Source organism: Mycoplana dimorpha, from assembly GCF_003046475.1.
Lineage (GTDB): Bacteria > Pseudomonadota > Alphaproteobacteria > Rhizobiales > Rhizobiaceae > Mycoplana > Mycoplana dimorpha.
Genome location: NZ_PZZZ01000003.1, coordinates 245,719 through 267,564, shown reverse-complemented (window position 1 = coordinate 267,564; position 21,846 = coordinate 245,719). Strand labels below are relative to the sequence as shown.

The 21,846-nt window shown below is 66.1% G+C and carries 23 protein-coding genes; 10 read left to right on the top strand and 13 right to left on the bottom strand.

Annotation, left to right across the window (positions count from 1 at the left end; all coding sequences use genetic code 11):
* Positions 1–2 precede the first annotated feature (2 nt).
* From paaC to paaE, 3 genes are read left to right on the top strand one after another with little or no spacing between them, the layout of a single operon-like run.
* On the top strand, positions 3–776 hold the full coding sequence (gene paaC, locus C7449_RS08170; RefSeq protein WP_108002299.1) for a 1,2-phenylacetyl-CoA epoxidase subunit PaaC: 774 nt from the start codon (positions 3–5) through the stop codon (positions 774–776).
* A gap of 23 nt (positions 777–799) precedes the next feature.
* A complete protein-coding gene (gene paaD, locus C7449_RS08165; RefSeq protein WP_108002298.1) occupies positions 800–1,315 on the top strand; it encodes a 1,2-phenylacetyl-CoA epoxidase subunit PaaD in 516 nt (171 codons plus the stop codon).
* Positions 1,316–1,328: 13 nt separating this feature from the next.
* Entirely contained in the window at positions 1,329–2,465 is a 1,137-nt protein-coding gene (gene paaE, locus C7449_RS08160; RefSeq protein WP_108002297.1) for a 1,2-phenylacetyl-CoA epoxidase subunit PaaE, read from the top strand.
* A 256-nt stretch (positions 2,466–2,721) separates the two neighbouring features.
* Here paaE and C7449_RS08155 read toward each other — a convergent pair whose 3' ends face one another.
* The 5 genes from C7449_RS08155 to C7449_RS08135 form a co-directional block, all read right to left on the bottom strand.
* Positions 2,722–3,168: a metallopeptidase family protein gene (locus tag C7449_RS08155; RefSeq protein ID WP_108002296.1), complete on the bottom strand. Its 447-nt coding sequence runs from the start codon at positions 3,166–3,168 to the stop codon at positions 2,722–2,724.
* 689 nt (positions 3,169–3,857) lie between these two features.
* Complete coding sequence (locus C7449_RS08150) at positions 3,858–4,238, bottom strand: RidA family protein (RefSeq protein ID WP_108002295.1); 381 nt, start codon at positions 4,236–4,238, stop codon at positions 3,858–3,860.
* Between the two features lies 1 nt (position 4,239).
* Positions 4,240–4,479 (bottom strand): DUF2798 domain-containing protein, encoded by a 240-nt coding sequence (locus tag C7449_RS08145; RefSeq protein WP_108002294.1) that lies wholly within the window; start codon positions 4,477–4,479, stop codon positions 4,240–4,242.
* A gap of 13 nt (positions 4,480–4,492) precedes the next feature.
* Positions 4,493–5,098: a 3-isopropylmalate dehydratase small subunit gene (gene leuD, locus C7449_RS08140; RefSeq protein ID WP_108002293.1), complete on the bottom strand. Its 606-nt coding sequence runs from the start codon at positions 5,096–5,098 to the stop codon at positions 4,493–4,495.
* A gap of 137 nt (positions 5,099–5,235) precedes the next feature.
* On the bottom strand, positions 5,236–5,484 hold the full coding sequence (locus C7449_RS08135; protein WP_108002292.1) for a hypothetical protein: 249 nt from the start codon (positions 5,482–5,484) through the stop codon (positions 5,236–5,238).
* 148 nt (positions 5,485–5,632) lie between these two features.
* Here C7449_RS08135 and C7449_RS08130 point away from each other — a divergent pair, with 148 nt between their 5' ends.
* Together C7449_RS08130 and C7449_RS08125 are read left to right on the top strand one after the other, a co-directional pair.
* Positions 5,633–6,544: an HpcH/HpaI aldolase/citrate lyase family protein gene (locus C7449_RS08130; protein ID WP_108002291.1), complete on the top strand. Its 912-nt coding sequence runs from the start codon at positions 5,633–5,635 to the stop codon at positions 6,542–6,544.
* Complete coding sequence (locus C7449_RS08125; RefSeq protein WP_108002290.1) at positions 6,541–6,747, top strand: DUF1737 domain-containing protein; 207 nt, start codon at positions 6,541–6,543, stop codon at positions 6,745–6,747. Before C7449_RS08130 ends, C7449_RS08125 begins: the two co-directional genes overlap by 4 nt.
* On the opposite strand, the gene C7449_RS08120 is transcribed toward C7449_RS08125, so the two are convergent.
* From C7449_RS08120 to C7449_RS08110, 3 genes are all read right to left on the bottom strand, one after another.
* Complete coding sequence (locus C7449_RS08120) at positions 6,728–8,089, bottom strand: sensor histidine kinase (RefSeq protein WP_108002289.1); 1,362 nt, start codon at positions 8,087–8,089, stop codon at positions 6,728–6,730. The two genes, C7449_RS08125 and C7449_RS08120, sit on opposite strands and share 20 nt — an antisense overlap.
* Complete coding sequence (locus C7449_RS08115; protein WP_108002288.1) at positions 8,086–8,748, bottom strand: response regulator transcription factor; 663 nt, start codon at positions 8,746–8,748, stop codon at positions 8,086–8,088. Before C7449_RS08115 ends, C7449_RS08120 begins: the two co-directional genes overlap by 4 nt.
* A gap of 89 nt (positions 8,749–8,837) precedes the next feature.
* The gene (locus tag C7449_RS08110; RefSeq protein ID WP_108002287.1) at positions 8,838–10,481 is read right to left on the bottom strand and encodes a phosphoethanolamine transferase; all 1,644 of its coding nucleotides are present in this window, start codon (positions 10,479–10,481) and stop codon (positions 8,838–8,840) included.
* A gap of 399 nt (positions 10,482–10,880) precedes the next feature.
* Between C7449_RS08110 and C7449_RS08105 the strand changes: the two genes are divergently transcribed.
* The gene (locus tag C7449_RS08105) at positions 10,881–12,179 is read left to right on the top strand and encodes an amidohydrolase family protein (protein WP_108002286.1); all 1,299 of its coding nucleotides are present in this window, start codon (positions 10,881–10,883) and stop codon (positions 12,177–12,179) included.
* A 67-nt stretch (positions 12,180–12,246) separates the two neighbouring features.
* On the opposite strand, the gene C7449_RS08100 is transcribed toward C7449_RS08105, so the two are convergent.
* Positions 12,247–13,530 carry an NAD(P)/FAD-dependent oxidoreductase gene (locus tag C7449_RS08100; RefSeq protein WP_108002285.1) on the bottom strand — a complete coding sequence of 428 codons (1,284 nt, stop codon included), beginning with the start codon at positions 13,528–13,530 and terminating at the stop codon, positions 12,247–12,249.
* Positions 13,531–13,666: 136 nt separating this feature from the next.
* Positions 13,667–14,560 carry a LysR family transcriptional regulator gene (locus tag C7449_RS08095; protein ID WP_108002284.1) on the bottom strand — a complete coding sequence of 298 codons (894 nt, stop codon included), beginning with the start codon at positions 14,558–14,560 and terminating at the stop codon, positions 13,667–13,669.
* A gap of 167 nt (positions 14,561–14,727) precedes the next feature.
* Between C7449_RS08095 and hglS the strand changes: the two genes are divergently transcribed.
* Genes hglS through C7449_RS08075 form a run of 4 tightly spaced genes read left to right on the top strand, consistent with a single transcriptional unit; the run spans position 14,728 to position 20,387 of the window.
* Positions 14,728–16,125 carry a 2-oxoadipate dioxygenase/decarboxylase HglS gene (hglS, locus tag C7449_RS08090; RefSeq protein ID WP_108002283.1) on the top strand — a complete coding sequence of 466 codons (1,398 nt, stop codon included), beginning with the start codon at positions 14,728–14,730 and terminating at the stop codon, positions 16,123–16,125.
* A gap of 10 nt (positions 16,126–16,135) precedes the next feature.
* Complete coding sequence (locus C7449_RS08085; protein ID WP_108002282.1) at positions 16,136–17,554, top strand: FAD-binding oxidoreductase; 1,419 nt, start codon at positions 16,136–16,138, stop codon at positions 17,552–17,554.
* A 59-nt stretch (positions 17,555–17,613) separates the two neighbouring features.
* Positions 17,614–19,137 (top strand): L-piperidine-6-carboxylate dehydrogenase, encoded by a 1,524-nt coding sequence (amaB, locus tag C7449_RS08080; protein ID WP_374828171.1) that lies wholly within the window; start codon positions 17,614–17,616, stop codon positions 19,135–19,137.
* A 17-nt stretch (positions 19,138–19,154) separates the two neighbouring features.
* A complete protein-coding gene (locus tag C7449_RS08075; protein ID WP_108002280.1) occupies positions 19,155–20,387 on the top strand; it encodes a pyridoxal phosphate-dependent aminotransferase in 1,233 nt (410 codons plus the stop codon).
* A 160-nt stretch (positions 20,388–20,547) separates the two neighbouring features.
* Here the strand turns inward: C7449_RS08075 and C7449_RS08070 are convergent, their stop codons facing one another.
* The 3 genes from C7449_RS08070 to C7449_RS08060 form a co-directional block, all read right to left on the bottom strand.
* Positions 20,548–20,928 carry a DUF6481 family protein gene (locus C7449_RS08070; RefSeq protein ID WP_108002279.1) on the bottom strand — a complete coding sequence of 127 codons (381 nt, stop codon included), beginning with the start codon at positions 20,926–20,928 and terminating at the stop codon, positions 20,548–20,550.
* Positions 20,929–20,963: 35 nt separating this feature from the next.
* Entirely contained in the window at positions 20,964–21,188 is a 225-nt protein-coding gene (locus C7449_RS08065; protein WP_108002278.1) for a hypothetical protein, read from the bottom strand.
* Between the two features lie 133 nt (positions 21,189–21,321).
* Entirely contained in the window at positions 21,322–21,531 is a 210-nt protein-coding gene (locus tag C7449_RS08060; RefSeq protein ID WP_108002664.1) for a cold-shock protein, read from the bottom strand.
* Between the last annotated feature and the right edge of the window lie 315 nt (positions 21,532–21,846).

Sequence of the window (21,846 nt, the reverse complement as noted above, 5' to 3'; positions counted from 1 at the left end):
CCATGGCCAAGACCATTCGCGTCAACGAAACGCCGCTCGTTCTCTACACGCTCCGCCGCGCCGACGACGCGCTGATCCTCGGCCACCGCCTTTCCGAATGGTGCGGCCACGCGCCGATGATGGAGGAGGACATGGCGCTCGCCAACATGGCGCTCGACCTGATCGGCCAGGCCCGCTCGCTCTACACCTATGCCGGCGAGGCGGAAGGTGGCGGCCGGACCGAGGACGATTTCGCCTATTGGCGCGACGAGCGCGGCTATCGCAACGTGCTTTTGGTCGAGCAGCAGAACGGCGATTTCGCCCGCACCATCCTGCGCCAGTTCCTCTATGCCCATTTCGCCGACCTCTACTGGCGGGCCATGATGGCGTCGAAGGATGCGACCCTCGCCGCCATTGCCGCCAAGAGCGAGAAGGAGATGGCCTACCACGTCCGCCACGCCGGCGAATGGGTCATCCGCCTCGGCGACGGCACGGCCGAAAGCCATGCCCGCATCGCCGCCGCGCTCGAGGACCTCTGGCCCTATACCGGCGAACTGTTCGAGATGGACGCCTCCGAGAAGGCGCTGGTGGACGCCGGCATCGCCGTCGATCTGTCCGCCCTGCGCGAGCGCTGGCGTGCCAACGTCAAGGCGGTGCTGGACGAGGCGACGCTGACCACGCCCGCGGACGGCTGGATGCAGAAGGGCGGCCGCACGGGCATCCACAGCGAGCATCTCGGCCACCTGCTTGCCGAACTGCAGCACGTGCAGCACACCATCCCCGGAGCGGTCTGGTGAGCGAGGGGCGGGAAGAGCGGCCGATGCCGGCATCCTTTCCGCCGGCGGGCAACGAACCACTGCTGGCCCGCGCCCGGGCGGTGGCGGCAACGGTGTGCGACCCGGAGATTCCCGTCCTTTCGATCGAGGATCTCGGCGTGTTGCGTGACGTGACGTGCTCGGCCGACGGGTCGATCGAGGTGGTCATTACCCCCACCTATTCCGGCTGTCCGGCGATGAACATGATCGCGCTGGAGCTGGAGATCGCCCTCGAAAAGGCCGGCTTCGATCGCGTCAGGGTGACGACCGTTCTGTCGCCGGCCTGGACCACCGACTGGATGAGCGAGGAAGGCAGGCGCAAGCTGAAGGCCTACGGCATCGCCCCGCCGTCGGAAAAGCGCGCCGGCCGCGGCGCCCTGTTCGGCGCCGACGAGGTGACCTGCCCCCGTTGCGGCTCCGCCAACACCGTCCGGCTCGCCGAGTTCGGATCCACCTCCTGCAAGGCGCTCTGGCGGTGCCAGGACTGCCGCGAGCCCTTCGACTATTTCAAATGCCATTGACGAGGTGACCCGGATGTCCGTCTCCCAGCAAGCCACGACCATTGCGGAAAATCACGCGCCGACCTCGGCCCCGCAGCACGCGCCGCGCTTCCACCGGCTGCGCGTCGCCGACGTGCGGCACGAGACCGATCATGCCGTCTCGGTCGCCTTCGAGGTCCCTGCCGCGCTGGCCGCCGACTACCGCTTCGACCCGGGCCAGTACCTGACCCTGCGGGCGACGATCGACGGCGAGGACCTGCGCCGCTCCTATTCCATCTGTTCCGGGCCGAAGGACAGCGACCTGCGGGTCGCCATCAAGCGGCTTGATGACGGCATCTTCTCCAACTGGGTCAACGACACGCTGAAGGCCGGCGACGAGATGGAGGTGATGACGCCGACGGGCCGCTTCGGCCTGGCCAACGCTCCCGGCAACGGCCGCATCCATGTCGGCTTCGCAGCCGGATCCGGCATCACCCCGATCCTGTCGATCATGCGCGGCGTGCTGGAGATCGAGCCGGACAGCCACTTCTTCCTGTTCTACGGCAACCGCTCGACCGGCGACATTCTGTTCCGCAACGACCTGGAGGAACTGAAGGACCGCTTCCTCGGCCGTCTTGCCGTGTTCCACGTGCTCAGCAAGGAGGAGCAGGACATCTCCGTCCTCAACGGCCGGCTCGACGGCGACAAGGCCCGGGTGCTTCTGACCTCGATGGTGCCGGCCCAGATGGTCGACCACGTCTTCATTTGCGGCCCGACCGGAATGATCGACGACCTGGAGGCGACGCTGCAGGACATCGGCATCGCCGCCGACCGCATTCACACCGAGCGTTTCGTCTCGGTCTTCAACGGCCGCCCGCGGGCGCCGGTGAAGATCGCCGCCGATGCGCCTCCGGCACACACCGCAGTGCTGACCGTGGACGGCAAGCGTCGCGAGGTGCCGGTGGCCGAAGGGGAGTCGATCCTCGACGCGGCGCTCCGCGCCGGCATGGACCTGCCGTTTGCCTGCAAGGGCGGCATGTGCTCGACCTGCCGGGCCAAGGTGGTCGAGGGCGAGGCGCCGATGGAGGTAAACTATTCGCTGGAGCCGTGGGAACTGGAGGCCGGCTTCGTGCTGACCTGCCAGGCGCATCCGAAGAGCGCCCGCGTCGTCGTCGACTTCGACCAGATGTAGCCGCTTGGGCCGCGCGGGCGGCGTCCTGACTGGTTTCCGAAAAGGTTGCTGAATAGGCGTAGGCCAGGACCGGGCAGCACCGGATTCGGTTCCGGCTGCGTCCTGCGGGAACCTTCTCACCGCGCGCAGCGGGACAAGAACAAGCCCCGGACGCCGGCCCACAGAGACTGTTTCTGCTCCATCGCTGATCAACGGGCGCAGCGCTTCAAGCAGACGCGCCCTCCCCGCTCTCTGGAAGAGGTCGTCTTTGGGCGGTTCAGGTGTTGCTGTCGCCCGCGGCGAGGTCGGCGCTGGCCTCGATCCGCTCCATGTCGTCGTCGGACAGGCCGAAATGGTGGCCGATCTCGTGGATCAGCACATGGGTGATGATGTCGCCGAGGGTTTCCTCGTTCTCGGCCCAGTAGTCGAGAATCGCGCGCCGATAGAGGGTGATGCGGTTCGGCATCTCGCCGGTCTCGACGGTGAAGCGCTCGGAAATGCCGCGCCCCTCGAACAGGCCGAGCAGGTCGAACGGCGTCTCCAGCGCCATGTCGTCGAACACGTCGTCACTCGGGAAGTCGGCGATCTCGATGATCAAGTTGCCGGTAAGCGCCCGGAATTCTTCCGGCAGGTGTCCATACGCCTCCATCGCCAGCGACTCGAATGTGCTGATCGTCGGGGCGTGGCGGTTCTGCCACTCGTCGGTTTGGTCTATGCGGGCCATAAGCACTCCTTTAGGGTCATATAGCACTTCGTGCAGGCTTTTCGAGTGACGAATTCGTCAGCGCCGCGCCGGCACGGTCCGGACCGGGGACGCGAGCCGGCACCAGGTGCCGTGCCGGCGTCGCGCATGCGGGATTTCCGGCCTTGCACGCCCTTGAACGGGGACATTTTTCGCCGCCAGGCGGATCGCTTCGACCACAGCCGGGGTTTTTTGTTCTACATAATGTATTGATTTCACTTTGCTATTATGACGCGAAAATCCTTTGGGCACAGCGCCGGCCGAAAAATTGCCCCGCAGTACATCCACAGGTCGGCGTTCGATGCGACAATGGCATTGTCCCGCCGATGGAGACACCGCGAGACGTCGCGGCGGAGCGGGATCGGCGCCTGGTGCGGGGAAAGGACGCAAGTCCCGGCATCGGGGGTTCGCGAGACAGGTCCCCTCTGGTGACGGCGGGTTATCCCGATTTGCGCACCGGACGTGCCCATGGGGTGGCACACATCGCCCCGCCCTTGCGGGCGGGAGCAGCAGAGGACCAAGTTCGCGGGCAAAAACCGCCGAACGGGGCACTGAGAGGTGCACGTTTATTTGTTTCGATGTGGCAGCTTTCAGTGCCCCGTCCGAAATTCACCCGCACCACGGCGCTGCCCCGCCCGTGGCCGCAAGCCCGTGCCTGCACGCGTCGGGGCTCAGCGCTGGCGAAGCGCCGTGACCTCGATTTCGATCAGCATTTCCGGGCGGATCAGGTCGCAGACCACCATGGTCGCAGCCGGCCTGATCTCGCCGAAGGCCTCGCCGAGGATCGGAAACACCCGGTCGGCGAAGCCGGCCTCGGTGACGTAGTAGTGGCAGCGCACGACGTCGGCGAGCGCAAAGCCGGCCTCTTCCATTGCCTTGCGGATGGTCGACAGGCAGTTGCGCGTCTGCTCCTCGACGCTCGCCGGCATTCTCATCGTTGCGTAGTCGTAGCCGGTCGTGCCGGAGACGAAGCACCAGTCGCCCTGGACGACCGCCCGCGAATAGCCGGCGGTGCGCTCGAAGGGCGAACCGGAGGAGATCAGCTTGCGCATTTCAGCCCTCCTGGATGACGACCTTGGCTAGGATGCGCCGCACCAGCGGCGCGACGAGGAGGACCGCCGGAAATGCGACGCCCCACGACGGCAGCCACGCGCCCATCCAACGTATCGGGAACTCCGCGGTGACGCCGGCGGAAAGGGCAGTCGAAAGGCCCGAGACGATGCAGGACATCAGCCCGGAGAGCAGCAGCCCGAAGGCCGCCCCTTCGAACCGCTTCGGCACGAACCGCATCATCGCGCCGTCACGATCAGGCCCACGGGCGGGCGGCGGCGGCGCTCTTCTCGAAACTGTCGATCGCAGCCGACTTCTCCAGCGTCAGGCCGATGTCGTCGAGGCCGTTCAGCAGGCAGTGGCGACGGAAGGCGTCGACCTCGAAGGAGATGCGGCCGCCGTCGGGACCTGTGATTTCCTGTGCCTCGAGATCGACGGTCAAGACGGCGTTGGAGCCGCGGCCGGCGTCGTCCATCAGCTTCTCGAGGTCCTCGGGGCTGACGACGATCGGCAGGATGCCGTTCTTGAAGCAGTTGTTGTAGAAGATGTCGGCGAACGAGGTCGAGATGACACAGCGGATGCCGAAGTCGAGCAGCGCCCAGGGCGCATGTTCGCGCGAGGAGCCGCAACCGAAATTGTCGCCGGTGACCAAGATCGTGGCGTTCTGGTAGGCGGGCTTGTTGAGCACGAAATCCGGGTTCGGCGAGCCGTCCTCGTTGTAGCGCGCCTCCGCGAAGAGACCCGTGCCCAGACCGGTGCGCTTGATGGTCTTGAGATAGTCCTTCGGGATGATCATGTCCGTGTCGATATTGACGACGGGCAGCGGCGCTGCGACGCCGGTCAGCTTGACGAACTTGTCCATGATGTGAACCTCGATTGCGATGCCAGATCTTCTGCCGAAGCGTGTAGATCAGTTTCGCCCGGAAATGAAGGGGGAACTTGGCCGCGCTTGCTCGTCGGGCCGGGGAGGCCCGGAGAAAGCCGCCGTTGAAACGGCGATCAGAGGTCGATGATCGTGCCGCGGCCGTCGTTCCAGACGCGCGGTTCGCGCTGGCCGGCGCGGTTGGCACGAGCGTAGACCTTGGCGCGGACGGGCGCCGGCTGCAGCTTCGCCGAAATCCAGCTGCCGAGCATGACCACGACGGCGATACCGGCCAGCGCCAGGCCAAGCGAGGCGGCGAAGACGAGCATCATGCCGGTGACGGCGATGGCAGCGGTGGCGAGGAAGATGGAGCGGAAGCTGTGCATGTTTGGCCCTTTCTCTGGGCTCAATGTGGGCAATGAATATGTTCATTGCAAGGCTTGCCGGCTGGCCACTCCGTCGCATCGGGGGTTCGATCGAAGAGCGCCCGACCCCCGGCTTGCCGAATTGACCGAAGCGGGGCACAAAGGCGCCATGGACAAGCCCTTCCAGCATCACCCGCTCCGCCTGCGCCGCTCGCTGCTCAGCGTGCCGGCAAGCAACGCGCGGGCCCTCGAGAAGTCGTCGTCGCTGGCCTGCGACGGCGTCATCTTCGACCTCGAGGATTCGGTGGCGCCGGAGAAGAAGGCCGACGCCCGCGCCGCCCTCGTCGCGCATTTCGCCGCGCTGGATCGTACGGTGCCGCAGGAGCGGATCGTCCGCATCAATGCGTTCTCCGGCAGGGAAGGCCCGGCCGATCTCGAGGCGGTGATCGCCTGCGGGCCGGATGCGGTGCTGCTGCCGAAGGTCGAGGAACCGCAGGACGTGCTTGCCGTCGCCGACTGGCTGGCCGAGCGTGGCGCCGAGGAGACGCCGCGGCTCTGGGCGATGATCGAGACGCCGGCGGCGATCCTCAACCTCGCCGGAATCGCCGCGGTCGGCCGCACACGCGGCGGCCGGCTCGACTGCCTCGTCCTCGGCCTCAACGACCTGCGGCTGGCAACCGGCATTGCCGACATGCCGGGGCGGCCATTTCTCGTGCCGCTGCTGATGCAGGCGATCGTCGCCGGCCGCGCCTTCGGGCTGGACATGATCGACAGCGTCTACAACGGCTTCACGGAACTCGACGTCTTTGCCGCGGAGTGCGAGCAGGGCCGGCAGATGGGCTTCGACGGCAAGATGCTGATCCACCCCGCCCAGATTGGTCCGGCCAACCGCGCCTTCGGCGTTGCGGATGCGGCGCTTGCCGAGGCCCGCGCCATCGCCGCCGCCTTCGCCCTGCCGGAAAACACCGGCAAGGGGGCGATCAACCTGAACGGCCGCATGGTCGAACGCCTGCATCTCGACCAGGCACGACGCCTGATCGCGCGGGCCGAACTCATAACGCAGAAAGAAAACCGCACATGAAAGTCTATCGCTTCCTGACCGGCCCCGACGACGCCTCGTTCTGCCACAAGGTCACGCTGGCCCTCAACCAGGGCTGGGCGCTGCACGGCTCGCCGACCTATGGCTACAATGCCGATACCCAGCAGATGCAATGCGGCCAGGCCGTCGTGAAGGAGGTCGAGGGCAAGGAGTATCACCCCGACATCAAGCTGTCGGAGCAGTGACGGCCGGCAGGTCGGGCTCGAAGCGGATGCGCGCTTCCAGGCCCGACCTGCGTCCCGGTGGCGGCGAAAGCAGCTCCAGCCGCGCATCCATGTGGCCGAGCAGTCGCTCGGCGATCGAAAGGCCGAGGCCGGAGCCGGACGCCGCTGTGCGTCCGCGGCCGAAGCGCTTGCGGATCAGCTCCAGCTCCCAGCCGGCCAGAACCTGCCCGTCGTTGATGATGCGCACCGTTCCGTCCTGTTCGAGCCGCACCTCGACCGGCGCCTCGGCGGCGCCGTGCACCAGCGCGTTCTCGATGAGATTGCGAACCGCGATGGCGAAGCCGTCCTCGCTCGCCACACGACGCAGCATCGCCCCCTCGGCGCGCTCGAGGCGCAGCCTGCTGGAGAATTGCGGATCGCGCTGGAAATCGAGCACGACCAGTTCCAGCACGCGCGCCAGATCCACCGGCGCGTCGCCGACGCCGATGCCGGCCTCGGCGCGGGCCAGTTGCAGCATTTTCTCGGCAAGCCGGCTGAGATGGACGAGCGAGGTCTCCACCTGGCGGGCCCGGGCCTTGCGCGGGCCGTTCGGCAGCTCTTCGATCAGCACCTGCGTCTGGGCGAGCGCGCCGGCGATCGGCGTTCGCAGTTCGTGGGCGCTGTTGGCGGTAAATTCGCGCTCGGCCTCCAGCACCGCCCGCAGCCGGGACAGAAGCAGGTTGATGGAGCGGACGATCGGCAGCAGCTCGCGCGGCAGCCCCTCGCGGGCGATCACCGCGAGGTTGCCGCCATCCTTGCCGGCAATCGCCTGGCGCAGCTCGTCGATCGGCTTCATCGACCGCCGGACAATCAACCAGACCAGCCCGATGCTGGCCGGCACGAGCAGCAGCACAGGCAACAGCAGCGCCAAGGCGCCCTCGACCAGCGCCTCGCGGCGATCGGCGAGCGCATCGGCCATCTGCAGATACAGCGTGCCGTCGCTGCTGGAGGTGGTGTAGAAACGGAAGCTGGCGTCACGCCAGAAGCCGCGCTTCAACGGCACGTCGAAGGGAGCCGCCGGCGCGTCGTGGGAGCGCAGCAGCACCTGGCCCTGGTCATCACGCAGCTGGTAGACGAGATATTCCTTTCCGGTCGCAGCAATGATGCTGTCGAGGTGCCCGTCGGGGGCCGCCTTGCTCCTCTCGATGTCGTCGACGAACAGGATCAGCAGCCGCTCCGCCGTCTCCTGCAGCGCGCTGTCGAAGATTTCCCCGAACTCGTCCTGCATCACCATGACGCCGAGACCGGCGGCGAGCAGCCAGAGGGCCGCGATGGCCCCGGCCATCGAAAGGATGAGGCGGCGGGTGATGCTGCGTTCCCTCATGCGGGCATTCCGAGCCTGTATCCGACGCCGCGAACGGTGAGGATATGCGCGTGCCCAAGCTTCTTGCGCATCCGGCTGACATAGACCTCGACGGTGTTGCTCTCGATCTCCGAGCCGAAGGCATAGAGCGCCTCCTCGATCTGCCCTTTGGATACGGTCGCCCCAGGCCGCGCGAGCAGGACGTCCAGCACCGCCCATTCGCGGCCCGACAGAATGATCTCGCGGCCGTCGCAGGTGATACGGCGATCGGCCGGGCCGATCTCCAGGTCCCCGAGCCGGACGACCGGCGAGGGGTTGCCGCCGTAGCGGCGCGTCACCGCCAGCATCCGCGCCGTCAGTTCGCCGAGATTGAAGGGCTTGACCAGATAGTCGTCGGCGCCGCTGTTCAGCCCCTCGATGCGGTCGGAAATCTGGTCGTGTGCGGTCAGCACGATCACCGGCGTCCTGTCGCCCGCCTCGCGCAGTCCCTTGAGAAAGCCGATGCCGTTGCCGTCAGGCAGGCGCAGGTCCAGGAGCACGAGGCCGTAATTGACCGCGCGCGTCGCGGCGTGGGCATCCTCAAGCCGCCGCACCCAGTCGACTGCGTGGCCGCCGGCGGAAACGTGATCGCGCACCGCCTCGCCCAGAATGGCGTCATCCTCGATCAACAAAATCCGCACGTCGTCGCCCTTCCCGGGCGCACGCCGTGGCACCCCGCTCTGGTCGCCAGACTATACCGCCCGGCACCGCAGCGTCCATGCCCGGCGCGTCAGGCAGAGGGCGCATGGCGGCACTCCGACAGCACGTCCAGCGGCCGCTCGTAGACGCTCGTTGCCACCGACATCAGCCCCAGCACGGTGTGAAACAGGTTGTCGTGGGACGCCGGCTCGCCGGCGCGCTGTTGCAGGCACGTCCGGTCGATCGCGGCGCGGTCCTGCCCGCCGAGCCAGAGGACGAAGGGCACCTGCGTCTGCTGCTTCGGCGCGATCAGATAGGGCGCGCCGTGTAGGTAGAGGCCATGCTCGCCAAGCGACTCGCCATGATCGGACATGTAGATCATCGAGGCATCGAGCTGGTCCTGCCGGCGCTGCAGTTCGTCGATGATCGCCGACAGCACGTGATCGGTGAAGGCGATCGTGTTGTCATAGGCATTGACGATCTCCTCGGCGGTGCAATCTGCGAGCTCCGCCGTGCGGCAGTCCGGCTTGAAGCGACGATAGGCGTCCGGATAGCGCTCGAAATAGGCAGGCCCGTGGCTGCCGAGCTGATGGAGGACCAGCACGCTGTCCTTGGTGACGCCGTCGAGCCAGGGCCCGAGCCGATCGAGCAGGATGCCGTCCTGGCACTCGCCCTCCCTGCAGAAGCGCGGGTCGGCGCTTTTCGGCAGGAAGGTGTAGCCGACGCGGTCGGCGATCCGCTTGCTGCCGGTGTTGTTGTCCCACCATTCGACCGCGATGCCGGCATGGGAGAGGACATCGAGAAGGTTTTCGGTCTCCAGCCCCTTGCGATGGGTGTAGCTGTCGCGGGTATAGACCGAGAACATGCAGGGCAGCGACACTGCCGTCGCCGTGCCGCAGCTCGTCGTCTCGGGAAAGTAGGTGACGTCGCGCGCCGCGAGCTCCGGGTTGGTCGGGCGAGCGTAACCGCCGAGCGAAAAATTCTCGGCGCGCGCCGTCTCGCCGGCGACGACGACGAGAACGCGGGGGCGGCGTCCGGCGGCGGCGACAACCCGCGCGTCGGCCCCGAGGCTCTGCACGGCGATGTCCTTCTCAGCCCCCGTACTGGCTCCGTAGCGGATGGCGCTGACGATCGGCCCGACGGGATTGAGGCTCGCCAGCCAGTCCCTGTGCTCCCGGCTGGTGCTCGCCAGCAGCCGCATCTGCATCGTGGCGGCAACGGCGGCGACGAGCAGAAGCGGCAGCACGAAGGCCGCGTTCATCCGGGCCTTGGCGAAGAACGGCCGGTGATCGATCCGCACCCAGGCAACCAGCAGCGAGGGCAGGAGCCCGAAGCCGACGAGGTGCCAGACAAAGGCGGGCGTGATGAGATTGGAGGCCTCGGCCTGCGTCGTCTCGGCGGCGTTGCGGATCATGTCGACATTCACGACCACGCCGAACCGATCCATGAACCAGGAGGCCACGGCGCTGGTGAGAAGCAGGAAGATGAACAGCGGCTTTGTCAGGAAACGCACCGACATCATGATGCAGACGGCCGACAGAAGCGCGGCGAGGCCGACGCCGAATACCGCGGTCGCCCCGACCGTTCCGCTGAAATAGGCGGCCGTCTTGTGCCAGAAGCTCTGGTTGGCCGTGCAAAGCACGAACAAGGTCACCGCAATGCTCAGCGGGATCGCGCCGATGGCGGGGCGAAGCCTGCGCTCGGCCGGGATCGGACTTTCGGTGTGCGCGGCCATTGATGCTCCTTCGATCCGCTTCGTCGCGGATCAGGAGCCTTGACCTGGTCCCCGGATACTGCAAACTCCAGCTGCAGCACACCGTCAAACGCACGCGATAGTATTCCGATCCGCGGCGCGAACCTGCCGGGCGATGCTGACAGGAGCCTGAATGCGCGCGCCCGATCAGGTGGGAACCCATTGGAGACAAAGGTCCGACCGGCAATGGATGCTCGCGGCGCCGAGCTCCGCCCGGCAAATTCAAGGGCCCGGTTGCGGGGGGTGGTGGCCTACCAGCCCGGCCTTAGGGTGCTCTATATTATCTCCCATCACTCGCCGCCGCGGGCGCCATCCTCGGCGGCCGTTACGGCGCGGGAGCGCTGAACGCCATTCGCCTTTCGATTCCAGACCAGGTGCCCCATGTTCGACGTGTTGATCAAGAATGCCAATCTTCCCGACGGCCGCGAGGGCATCGACATCGGCATCAACGGCGACAAGATCGTTGCGGTCGATCAGCGGATCGAGGCGGAGGCAGGCGAGACGATCGAGGCGAGCGGCCGGCTGGTGACGCCGCCCTTCGTCGATCCGCATTTCCACATGGACGCCACGCTGTCGCTCGGCCTGCCGCGGATGAACATTTCCGGCACGCTGCTCGAGGGCATCGCGCTCTGGGGCGAATTGCGCCCGACGCTGACGCGCGAGGCGCTGGTGGAGCGGGCGCTGCGCTACTGCGACCTCGCCGTCGCGCAGGGGCTGCTGGCGATCCGCAGCCATGTCGACACGAGCGATCCGGCGCTCGTCACCGCCGAGGCGCTGATCGAGGTGCGCGAGAAGGTGGCTCCCTATATCGACCTGCAGCTCGTCGCTTTCCCCCAGGACGGCTACTACCGCGCACCGGGCGGGGTCGATTCGCTGAACCGCGCGCTCGACATGGGCCTCGACATCGTCGGCGGCATTCCGCATTTCGAGCGGACGATGGCCGACGGCGCCGCCTCGGTCGCAGCGCTCTGCAAGATCGCCGCCGACCGCGGCCTGCCGGTCGACATGCATTGCGACGAGACCGACGACCCGATGTCGCGGCACATCGAGACGCTCGCCGCCGAGACGGTGCGCTACGGCCTGCAGGGCCGCGTCGCCGGCTCGCACCTGGTCTCGATGCATTCGATGGACAACTACTACGTCTCGAAGCTGATCCCGCTGATGCTGGAAGCAGAGATCGACGTCATTCCCAACCCGCTGATCAACATCATGCTGCAGGGCCGGCACGACACCTATCCGAAGCGGCGCGGCATGACGCGGGTGCGCGAACTGATGGAGGCGGGCCTCAACGTCTCCCTCGGTCAGGACTGCGTGATGGATCCCTGGTACTCGATGGGCTCGGGCGACATGCTCGAGGTCGGCCACATGGCAATCCACGTCGCGCAGATGGCCGGGATCGAGGACAAGAAGAAGATTTTTGCCGCGCTCACCGTCAACTCGGCAAAAACCATGGGGCTGGAAGGCTACGGGCTGGAGAAGGGCTGCAACGCCGACCTGGTGATCCTGCAGGCGCGCGATCCGCTGGAGGCGCTGCGGTTGAAGGCCAATCGCCTCGTCGTCATGCGCCGCGGCAAGGTGATCGCCCGTTCGGCGCCGCGCTTCAGCGAACTGAAGCTGGAGGGCCGGCCGACGGCAGTGAATGCGGCCGACTACGCTCCGCTGCGGCCGGACGAGATCTGACCGTCGCTCTCATCGGCGAACGGGGCCCTTGCGCCATGATTCGCACGGGCTCCTGTGTTGGAAAAACTCAGATCCGGGCCTGCACGAGATGGGCAAGCTGGGCGCCGACCTCGTAGTAACCCTCGCGGATCGGCCGGAACGACTGCGCCACCGGGTCGGTCACCGGGAGCGGCAGGTCTTTTTCGGCAATCTCGCCTGAGATGTGCTGCGCCAGCACCCGGCCGAACACCGTGCCCGGCGCAATCCCGCGGCCGTTATAGCCGGAAAAGCCGATGACGTTCTGGGCAAGCCGGTGGAAGCGCGGCAGGTTGTCGGCGGTCATGCCGATCTTGCCGTACCATTCGGCCTCGAACTCCACGTCGCCGATCTCGGGAAAGAGTTTTTTGAGCGCTCGCCGCGCCCAGGCCTTGTGGATCGCGGTGCCGGTGCCGCGCAGCGCGCCGACGCTGCCGAACACCAGCCGGCCGAGCCGGTCGTAGCGATAGGAGGAGAGGATTTCCTCCGTGTCCCATGCCCCTTCGCGACCGGGCAGGATTTTCGCCTGCATCGCCGGTGACAACGGCTTCGTGGCGAAGTTGAAATAGGGAAGATGCACCAGCTCGGCCCGCACCTCCGCCCAGGGGGCGACCGTGTAGGCGTTTGTGGCGACGATCACCCAGTCGGCCGTCACCGATCCCCGGTCGGTCTTCACCGTCCAGCGGCGGCCGGATTGCTCCGCACCGGTGACCGGGCTTGCCGTATAGACCCTGGCGCCGGCGGCGATGGCTGCCCTGGCCAGGCCGCGCACATAGGCGAGCGGCTGGATCGTGCCGGCCCGCATGTCGAGCAGCGAGCCGGTATAGGCGGAGGTGCCGACGCGCCGCGCCGTCTCAGCCGCATCGAGCAGCCTCACGGGAGCGCCGCGCCTTGCCCACTGCTCGGCGCGGGCCTGAAGCTCCTCAAGGCCGGACTTGCCGACGGCGCAGTGGAGGGTGCCGACCGGGTTGATCTCGCAGTCGATCGCGTGCTTTTGCACCAGTTCGAAGACGAGGCGAGGGGCGTTGCCGAGAAGATCGAGCAGTCGGCCGCCATAGAGGTCGCCGAGGACGCCCGGCAGGTCGTCCGGCATCACCCACATGCCGGCATTGACGAGGCCGACATTGCGCCCCGAACCGCCGAAGCCGATTTCCTTGCCTTCGAGAAGCACCACCTTCGTGCCGCGCTCGGCCAGATGCAGTGCCGCCGAAAAGCCGGTGAAGCCGCCGCCGACGATCACAACGTCGGCCTCGGTAGCGCCGGTCAGCGTCTCGGTTGCGGGGGCGGGCGGGGCGGTCATTTCCCACAGACCGTGGGAACGCGGGTCGTTCTGCATGAAAATGTTCTTCGATCGCCGGGTTGGGAGGTTTTCCGATGCCGCCACATTCGACGATCGAAGGCAAGGAGGAAAGTGCTGTTTCGACACCGGATCATTCTGGCTGCGAATGAGCGGTTCGGCCGATGGATCGGTATCAGGTGACCTGCGTGGCGATCCAGGCCCGAAAAGCCTGGCTCAGCGAGTTCTCCAGCTTGCCCTCCGGCACGACGAGATAATAGCTGTTGTCGGTCTGCATCGGCCGGTCGAACACCACCGAAAGCCGCCCGCTGGCAAGCTCCTGCTCGATCAGGTAGCGCGGCAGCAGCGCAAAGCCGAGCCCCGCCACCGCCGCCTCGATGACCATCGAGAACTGGTCGAAGCGATGACCGCGATAGGCGGTCTCGGCCGCCCCGCCGTTCAGCTCGAACCACTGCGCCCACAGCTTCGGGCGGGTGGCGAGATGCAGCAGCGGCGCGCTCTCCAGATCGGTCGGATCCGCGAGCTTCCAGTGCCGCAGCAACTCCGGGCTCCCCGCCGGCAGGATCACCTCGCTGCAGAGATAGGAGCAGCTGGCGCGGGCCCAGACGGGCTGGCCGTAGTGGATGGCGAGATCAAAACTCTCCTCGTCGAAGTCGAACGGTGCGGAACGCGAGGCGACGTTGATGACGGTGCCCGGAAACTGCGCGAGGAAGGCGGGCAGCCGCGGGGTCAGCCAGCGGCTGCCGAAGGTCGGCAGCGTCGCGATCGTCAGGCTGTGGTCGGAGCGTGCCGCCGACATGGCGCGCAGCATCGTCTCTTCGGTCTGGTGCAGCAGCTTGCGCACTTCCGGCAGGAAGCGACGGCCGTCCTCGGAGAGCACGACGCGCTGGCGCACGCGCTCGAACAGGAGAACGCCGAGCTGCTCCTCGAGGTCCTTGATCTGGCGGCTGACGGCGCTCTGGGTGAGATTCAGCTCATTGGCGGCCTGCGTGAAGCTGCCATGGCGCGCCGCGCACTCGAAGGCCTGCAGCGTCGTCACGTCGGGTATCAACCTGCGGCTCAACTTCATTCGACTCTCGCATCAACCCAGTCAAAACATGCGCGATCACTCGCCAGTGCGATCCGTTATGATCTGTTTTCAGAATGAACGGGTCCTCCCACCCTTGTAGACCAATACCAGGAAGAGTGTGAAGCGATTTCCGCCCGGAATCGCGCAAAATGAGACGAGACTGACGCATGACAGCCAGAACGCATGTTTCCGCCGACGCGATCCGCTCGGACTTTTCCGCCGCCATGTCCGCCATGTACCGCAACGAGGTGCCGGCATACGGCACGCTGATGGCACTGGTGGCGCGCGTCAACGAAGAGACGCTGGCGGCCGACCCGCACCTCCAGGCCCGCCTCGAAGCGACCGACTCGCTCGAGCGCATCTCCGAGGAGCGTCACGGCGCGATCTGGCTCGGGACGCCGGAAGAGCTCTCGATGATGCGCCGCGTCTTCGCGGTGATGGGCATGTATCCGGTCGGCTATTACGACCTGTCGACCGCCGGCGTGCCGGTCCACTCCACCGCCTTCCGCCCGGTCGGCGACGCGGCGCTGAAGCGCAACCCGTTCCGGGTGTTCACCTCGCTGCTGCGTCTCGACCTGATTGCCGACGAGGCCCTGCGCGCCGAGGCCGCCGCGGTGCTCGCTTCGCGGAAGATCTTCACCGAGCGGGCGATCGAACTGGTCGAAAAGGCGGAGAAGGAAGGCGGGCTCGACGCTTCCGACGCTGCCGAATTCGTCCGCGAGGTGCTGGAGACCTTCCGCTGGCACGACCAGGCGATCGTTTCCGCCGAAATGTACAAGCGGCTGCACGATGCGCACCGGCTGATCGCCGATGTCGTTTCCTTCAAGGGCCCGCATATCAACCACCTCACCCCGCGCACCCTCGACATCGACGAGGTGCAGGCGCTGATGCCGGAGGAAGGCATAGCTCCGAAGGCTGTCGTCGAGGGACCTCCGACCCGCAAGTGCCCGATCCTGCTGCGCCAGACCTCTTTCAAGGCGCTGGAGGAGCCGGTTTCCTTCGTCGGCGAGAACGGGGCCTGGAAACCCGGTTCCCACACCGCCCGCTTTGGCGAGATCGAGCAGCGCGGCATCGCGCTGACCCCGAAGGGCCGCGCCCTTTACGACAAGCTCCTCAACGACACCCGCGCCATCGTGCGGCCGGCCGCCGACGGTTCGAACGCCGCCGAATACGAAGCCGCGCTCGCCGACGTCTTCAAGGCGTTCCCGGACGATTGGGACGGCATCCGCAAGGCGGGACTCGGCTATTTCAGCTACTCCCTGACGGAAAAGGGCAAGCGCGTCAGCGGTCGCCGCGCCGATCTCGAAACAGCGATCGAGGCCGGCCTCATCCAGTTCGACCCGATCGTCTACGAAGACTTCCTGCCGGTCAGCGCCGCGGGGATCTTCCAGTCGAACCTCGGCGACGATGCGACCCAGGACTTCGTTGCAAGCCCGAACCAGGTGATGTTCGAGCGTGACCTCGGCGGCCCGGTGCTCGACGAATTCGCCCACTATGCCGGCATTCGGCGTGCCTCGCTTGAAATGTGCCTGGACATCGTCAACATGGCGGTCGCTGCGGAGTGACGAACGGGCGATGATCGAAGAGACGCATATCGAGGCACTGCGCGTGCTGCTTGGCGAGAAGGGCCTTCTCACCGAACCGGCCGATATGGCGGCCTACGAGACCGGCGCGCGCTACGATAAGGGCCGTGCCGCCTTCGTCGCGCGCCCGGCCTCGACCGGCGAAGTCTCGGCCGTCGTCGCCTATTGCGTGAAGAACGGCATCGCGCTCGTGCCGCAATCCGGCAACACCGGTCTCGTCTCCGGCTCGACGCCGGACGGATCGGGTCGCCAAGGTGTGCTGAGCCTGGATCGCCTTACCACGCCCTTCCAACTGAACCGGGTGAACCGGACGCTGACGGCCGGGGCCGGGCTGCGGCTCTCCGACGTCAACGGCCGGCTGGAAGACGCGGGCCTGTTCTTCCCGATCGACCTCGGCGCCGACCCGCGGCTCGGCGGCATGATCGCCACCAATACCGGCGGCTCGCGGTTCCTGCGCTACGGCGACGTGCGCCGCAACACGCTGGGCCTGAAGGTGGTGCTGGCCGACGAGGCGGGCACGGTGCTCGACCTTGGCCGCGGCCTGCGCAAGGACAATACCGGCGTCGACTGGAAACAGCTCTTCATCGGCACCTCGGGCGCCTTCGGGATCGTCACCGAATGCGTGCTGAACCTCGAGCCGCTGCCGCGCCAGGTCGCCACCGCCTTGCTGGTGCCCGCCTCGCCCGACCGCGTGCCGGAACTGCTGGTGGCGATGGAAGATGCGCTGGGCAGCTATCTTTCCGCCTTCGAGGGCATGTCGAGGAACGCGGTCGCGGCGGCCTTTTCGCACGTGCCGTCGCTGCGCAATCCCTTCCAGGGCGGGGTCGTGCCGGATTTCGTCATCCTCACAGAAATCTCCCGCACCTCGCCGCCGCGCGAAGGCGAACAGCCGCTGGATGCGGTGCTGGAAGAGGTGCTGGGCGGGATCTGGGAACGTGAGGAAACGCCGCTCGCCGACGCCTTCGTCGGTCCGCCGGCGGAGATGTGGGCGTTGCGCCACGCGCTGTCGGAAGGGGTGAAGCATAGCGGTCGACTGATCGCGTTTGATCTTTCCTTCCGCCGGGGTGACATCATGCGCTTCCTCGACCATATGAAGGCGGAGATGCCACAACATTTCGAGAACGTCACGATCTGCGACTTCGGCCATATCGGCGACGGCGGCGTGCACTTCAACCTGGTCGTTCCCGCCGATGATCCGCGTCTGTCGGACGGCGCTTTCGAGGCGCGTTTGCGCGAGTGGGTGTTCATGGTGGCAGTGGAAGAGTTCGGCGGGAGCTACAGCGCCGAGCACGCGATCGGCCGCAAGAACCAGGTCTTTTATGACCGCTACACGCCGGAGGCGGTCCGCAGGCTTGCCGCGGGGCTGAAGGCGATCACCTCGCCGGGCCCGCTCGGCAGCGTAACCTTTTGAGAGATCGGCGGCCGGTCGGCTGCCTGCGAAACGATAGAGTCACAATGGAGAACACAACCATGACCAACGTCGACGTGAAACAGGAAACCGCCAAGCTTCTCGACAAGCTCGGTGTACCGGCCTCCGCCTGGCAGGGCGGCGACATGGCTTCCTTCAGCCCGGTTTCCGGCGAGGAGATCGCCAAGCTGAAGACCCATTCGGCCGCAGACACCAACAAGGCGATCGACGCCGCCCACGAGGCCTTCAAGGCCTGGCGCCTCGTCCCGGCCCCGAAGCGCGGCGAGCTCGTCCGGCTGCTCGGCGAGGAACTGCGCGCCGCCAAGGCCGACCTCGGCCGCCTCGTCTCGATCGAGGCCGGCAAGATCACCTCCGAAGGCCTCGGCGAAGTGCAGGAAATGATCGACATCTGCGATTTCGCCGTCGGTCTCTCCCGCCAGCTCTACGGCCTGACGATCGCCACCGAGCGTCCCGGCCACCGGATGATGGAAACCTGGCACCCGCTCGGCGTCGTCGGCATCATCTCCGCCTTCAACTTCCCCGTCGCCGTCTGGTCGTGGAACGCAGCACTGGCGCTCGTCTGCGGCAACCCGATCGTCTGGAAGCCGTCCGAGAAGTCCCCGCTCACCGCACTTGCCAGCCAGGCGATCCTCGAGCGCGCCATCGCCCGCTTCGGCGACGCGCCGAAGAACCTGAGCCAAGTGCTGATCGGCGACCGCACCATCGGCGAGGCCCTGGTCGACAACCCGAAGATCGCCCTCGTTTCGGCCACCGGCTCCACCCGAATGGGCAAGGAAGTCGGTCCGCGCCTTGCCAAGCGCTTCGCCCGCTCGATCCTCGAGCTCGGCGGCAACAATGCCGGCATCGTCTGCCCGTCGGCCGACCTCGACATGGCGCTGCGCGCCATCGCCTTCGGCGCCATGGGCACCGCCGGCCAGCGCTGCACGACGCTGCGTCGCCTGTTCGTGCACGACAGCGTCTACGACCAACTCGTGCCGCGCCTGAAGAAGGCCTATGAGAGCGTCTCGGTCGGCAACCCGCTGGAAACCTCCGCCCTCGTCGGCCCGCTCGTCGACAAGCAGGCCTTCGACAACATGCAGAAGGCGCTGGAAGCGGCCAAGGCAGAAGGCGGCAAGGTCGTCGGTGGCCACCGCGTGACGGAAGCCGGCAAGGACACCGCCTACTACGTCAAGCCGGCGATCGTCGAAATGCCGAAGCAGTCCGGCCCGGTTCTCGAAGAGACCTTCGCACCGATCCTCTACGTCATGAAGTATTCCGACTTCGACAAGGCGCTCGAGGAGCACAATGCGGTTACGGCCGGTCTTTCCTCGTCGATCTTCACGCTGAACATGCAGGAGGCCGAGCGTTTCCTCTCCGCTGACGGTTCGGACTGCGGCATCGCCAATGTCAACATCGGCACCTCGGGCGCTGAAATCGGCGGCGCGTTCGGCGGCGAGAAGGAAACCGGCGGCGGTCGTGAATCCGGCTCCGACGCCTGGAAGGCCTACATGCGCCGCGCCACCAACACGGTGAACTACTCGAAGGCCCTGCCGCTGGCACAGGGCGTCTCCTTCGACATCGAGTAAGTGGCGAGCGAGCGCCCATGACCATAGCGACCAAGATAGAGGAGGCGGGCTTCAGGCCCGCCTCGCGGATCGCCTCGATCGGCGTTTCCAAGATCCTGCAGATCGGCGCGCGGGCCGCGGCGATGAAGCGCGAAGGCCTGCCGGTCATCATCCTCGGTGCCGGCGAGCCTGATTTCGATACCCCCGACAACGTCAAGCAGGCGGCCAAGGCGGCGATCGACCGCGGCGAGACCAAGTACACCGCCCTCGACGGCACGCCGGAGCTGAAGAAGGCGATCGCCGAAAAATTCCGCCGCGAGAACGGCATCGACTATGCGCTCGACGAGGTCACCGTTGCGACCGGCGCCAAGCAGATCCTGTTCAACGCCTTCATGGCGAGCGTCAACCCCGGCGACGAGGTGATCATCCCGACGCCCTACTGGACCTCCTATTCCGATATCGTCGAGATCTGCGGCGGCGTGCCGGTGCTGATCCCCTGCGACGCCGAGGCCGGCTTCCGGCTGAAGACCGAGCAGCTCGAAAAGGCGATCACCGACAAGACACGTTGGGTGCTTTTGAACTCGCCGTCGAACCCGTCCGGTGCCGCCTACAGCGAGGCGGACTATCGTCCGCTGCTCGACGTGCTGCTGAAGCATCCGCATGTCTGGCTGATGGTCGACGACATGTACGAGCACATCGTCTATGACGGCTTCAGGTTCGTCACGCCGGTTGCGATCGAGCCGCAGCTGAAGGACCGGACGCTGACGATCAACGGCGTCTCCAAGGCCTATGCGATGACCGGCTGGCGCATCGGCTATGCCGGCGGCCCGAAGGCGCTGATCAAGGCGATGGCGGTGATCCAGAGCCAGGCGACCTCTTGCCCCTCCTCCGTCAGCCAGGCGGCTTCGGTCGAGGCGCTGAACGGCCCGCAAGGTTTCCTGAAGGAGCGCCAAGCGAGCTTCAAGCACCACCGCGACCTCGTCGTCTCCGGCCTGAACGCGATTGACGGCATCGACTGCCGCACGCCCGAAGGCGCTTTCTACACCTTTGCCGGCTGCGGCGGCTTGATCGGCAAGACGACGCCGGCCGGCAAGCGGATCGAGACCGACGCCGACTTCACCGATTACCTGCTGGAGGTCGCCCACGTCGCCGTGGTGCCGGGCTCCGCCTTCGGCCTGTCGCCGTACTTCCGCATTTCCTATGCGACGTCGGAAGCGGAGCTGAAGGAAGCGCTGAAGCGGATCGCGGAGGCTTGTGGCAAGCTCGCCTGATCAGGCCCGTCTTCCTTGGGAGAGAGAGACGACAAACTCGAAGGTCCAGCCGGAACGGCCCGCGCCATCCGGCTGGCGCCACCTTCGCCGCACGCGGGAAGAGGGTGAGGGGCAATCTGCCCCAGGCGCAGCCAGTGTGTGGGATTCGTAAAGGGAGCCGCTACGCTTGTCTGGCTTTGCGATTGGCGTAACGCCGGTCGCGCTCGGCCTTGCGAGCGGCCTCGTCCTCGATGACGCGAGCAATCCGGTCCCTGTCGGCCGTTTCGCGCGCTTCGACCTCGGCTCTCGCAGCAGCGGCGATCGCAGCCTCGCGCTCTGCCGCCTCGGCGTGCACGCGCTCCCGCTCTTCGATCTTTACCCGCTCCCGTTCGGCGCGCCGTTCCTCCCTGGCTGCGGCGATCGCCTGACGCTCCGCCTGGCGGGCTTGCTGGGTCGGTTCTGCAGCTGTCTTTGCGGCACGATAGGCCTGCAGAAGAGCAGCCTTGGCGTTGTCAGCGGCACTGCGCCGATCGACGAGTTCATTGTCTCTGGTGTTTCTCAAGTCCGTATCCCGGTTGACGTGTTGCGGCCTGAAGGTCAGGCCTTTGTGGTGCGCTTCAATTTAAGCGCCGCGGTCGCGGTTGACCGATCATGCGTTTCCTTGGCCAGGCGGGCTTCCCGCAGGCGCAGGGTCTTTTCCTCGCGGGCTCGGACGATCGCCTCTTGCTCCTCCAGCGCGCGGTCGCGCGCGAAGAATTGCGATTGGGTCTTGGAAAAGGCGATCTCGGCCTGTTGGCGCGATTTGCTGTGTGTTTGTGTCATTGTGGTCCTGACGCTGACGGGCTCGGCCGACCGAGCGGCAATAAAAAAGGCCAGGCAAACTGCCTGACCTTCGTTGGGATCATGCTCTCGACAGTGCCAGTACATCCGTGGTCAAGGGAGAGCCGATACCGATTTAGGCAGCCTGGAGGTTGCAGGCAGACATTTTGCCCGACTTGCTGTCGCGCTCCAGGTCATAGCCGAGCTTCTGGCCTTCGACGATCTCGCGCATTCCGGCGCGCTCGACGGCGGAGATGTGGACGAACGCGTCCGGGCCGCCGTTGTCAGGCTGAATGAAGCCGAAGCCCTTGGTGGCATTGAACCATTTAACTGTGCCAGTGGTCATGATGAACCCTTTCATAGCATATTGAACGACCGCCGCGAGGTTGCGCTGCGGATAGTGACATAGCGATTTTTGAGAGAAAGGTTCGTTCAGGGCGCGGTTGCCACATGCGCGGGAAGCAAAGCTCAGCAAGCAAATATCGATTTACTATAGATAGGGGCTATGCAGCCCAATGTCAACCTTTGCTTTCGTGAGCTCCGATTTACGTAAAATCTGCTAAGCCGACGAAACAAGCAAAAGCTCTCGAAATTCAGTGTAATCCTTATCAAAAAACCCACGCAGAATTTCTTTTGCGTGGGGGAAAGAAACACGACTGCG

Bases quoted from the DNA above. Each gene is read 5' to 3' on its own strand.
- paaC (WP_108002299.1), top strand. From the start codon at position 3: ATGGCCAAGACCATTCGCGTCAACGAAACGCCGCTCGTTCTCTACACG.
- paaD (WP_108002298.1), top strand. From the start codon at position 800: ATGCCGGCATCCTTTCCGCCGGCGGGCAACGAACCACTGCTGGCCCGC.
- paaE (WP_108002297.1), top strand. From the start codon at position 1,329: ATGTCCGTCTCCCAGCAAGCCACGACCATTGCGGAAAATCACGCGCCG.
- C7449_RS08155 (WP_108002296.1), bottom strand. From the start codon at position 3,168: ATGGCCCGCATAGACCAAACCGACGAGTGGCAGAACCGCCACGCCCCG.
- C7449_RS08150 (WP_108002295.1), bottom strand. From the start codon at position 4,238: ATGCGCAAGCTGATCTCCTCCGGTTCGCCCTTCGAGCGCACCGCCGGC.
- C7449_RS08145 (WP_108002294.1), bottom strand. From the start codon at position 4,479: ATGATGCGGTTCGTGCCGAAGCGGTTCGAAGGGGCGGCCTTCGGGCTG.
- leuD (WP_108002293.1), bottom strand. From the start codon at position 5,098: ATGGACAAGTTCGTCAAGCTGACCGGCGTCGCAGCGCCGCTGCCCGTC.
- C7449_RS08135 (WP_108002292.1), bottom strand. From the start codon at position 5,484: ATGCACAGCTTCCGCTCCATCTTCCTCGCCACCGCTGCCATCGCCGTC.
- C7449_RS08130 (WP_108002291.1), top strand. From the start codon at position 5,633: ATGGACAAGCCCTTCCAGCATCACCCGCTCCGCCTGCGCCGCTCGCTG.
- C7449_RS08125 (WP_108002290.1), top strand. From the start codon at position 6,541: ATGAAAGTCTATCGCTTCCTGACCGGCCCCGACGACGCCTCGTTCTGC.
- C7449_RS08120 (WP_108002289.1), bottom strand. From the start codon at position 8,089: ATGAGGGAACGCAGCATCACCCGCCGCCTCATCCTTTCGATGGCCGGG.
- C7449_RS08110 (WP_108002287.1), bottom strand. From the start codon at position 10,481: ATGGCCGCGCACACCGAAAGTCCGATCCCGGCCGAGCGCAGGCTTCGC.
- C7449_RS08105 (WP_108002286.1), top strand. From the start codon at position 10,881: ATGTTCGACGTGTTGATCAAGAATGCCAATCTTCCCGACGGCCGCGAG.
- C7449_RS08100 (WP_108002285.1), bottom strand. From the start codon at position 13,530: ATGCAGAACGACCCGCGTTCCCACGGTCTGTGGGAAATGACCGCCCCG.
- C7449_RS08095 (WP_108002284.1), bottom strand. From the start codon at position 14,560: ATGAAGTTGAGCCGCAGGTTGATACCCGACGTGACGACGCTGCAGGCC.
- hglS (WP_108002283.1), top strand. From the start codon at position 14,728: ATGACAGCCAGAACGCATGTTTCCGCCGACGCGATCCGCTCGGACTTT.
- C7449_RS08085 (WP_108002282.1), top strand. From the start codon at position 16,136: ATGATCGAAGAGACGCATATCGAGGCACTGCGCGTGCTGCTTGGCGAG.
- amaB (WP_374828171.1), top strand. From the start codon at position 17,614: ATGACCAACGTCGACGTGAAACAGGAAACCGCCAAGCTTCTCGACAAG.
- C7449_RS08075 (WP_108002280.1), top strand. From the start codon at position 19,155: ATGACCATAGCGACCAAGATAGAGGAGGCGGGCTTCAGGCCCGCCTCG.
- C7449_RS08065 (WP_108002278.1), bottom strand. From the start codon at position 21,188: ATGACACAAACACACAGCAAATCGCGCCAACAGGCCGAGATCGCCTTT.
- C7449_RS08060 (WP_108002664.1), bottom strand. From the start codon at position 21,531: ATGACCACTGGCACAGTTAAATGGTTCAATGCCACCAAGGGCTTCGGC.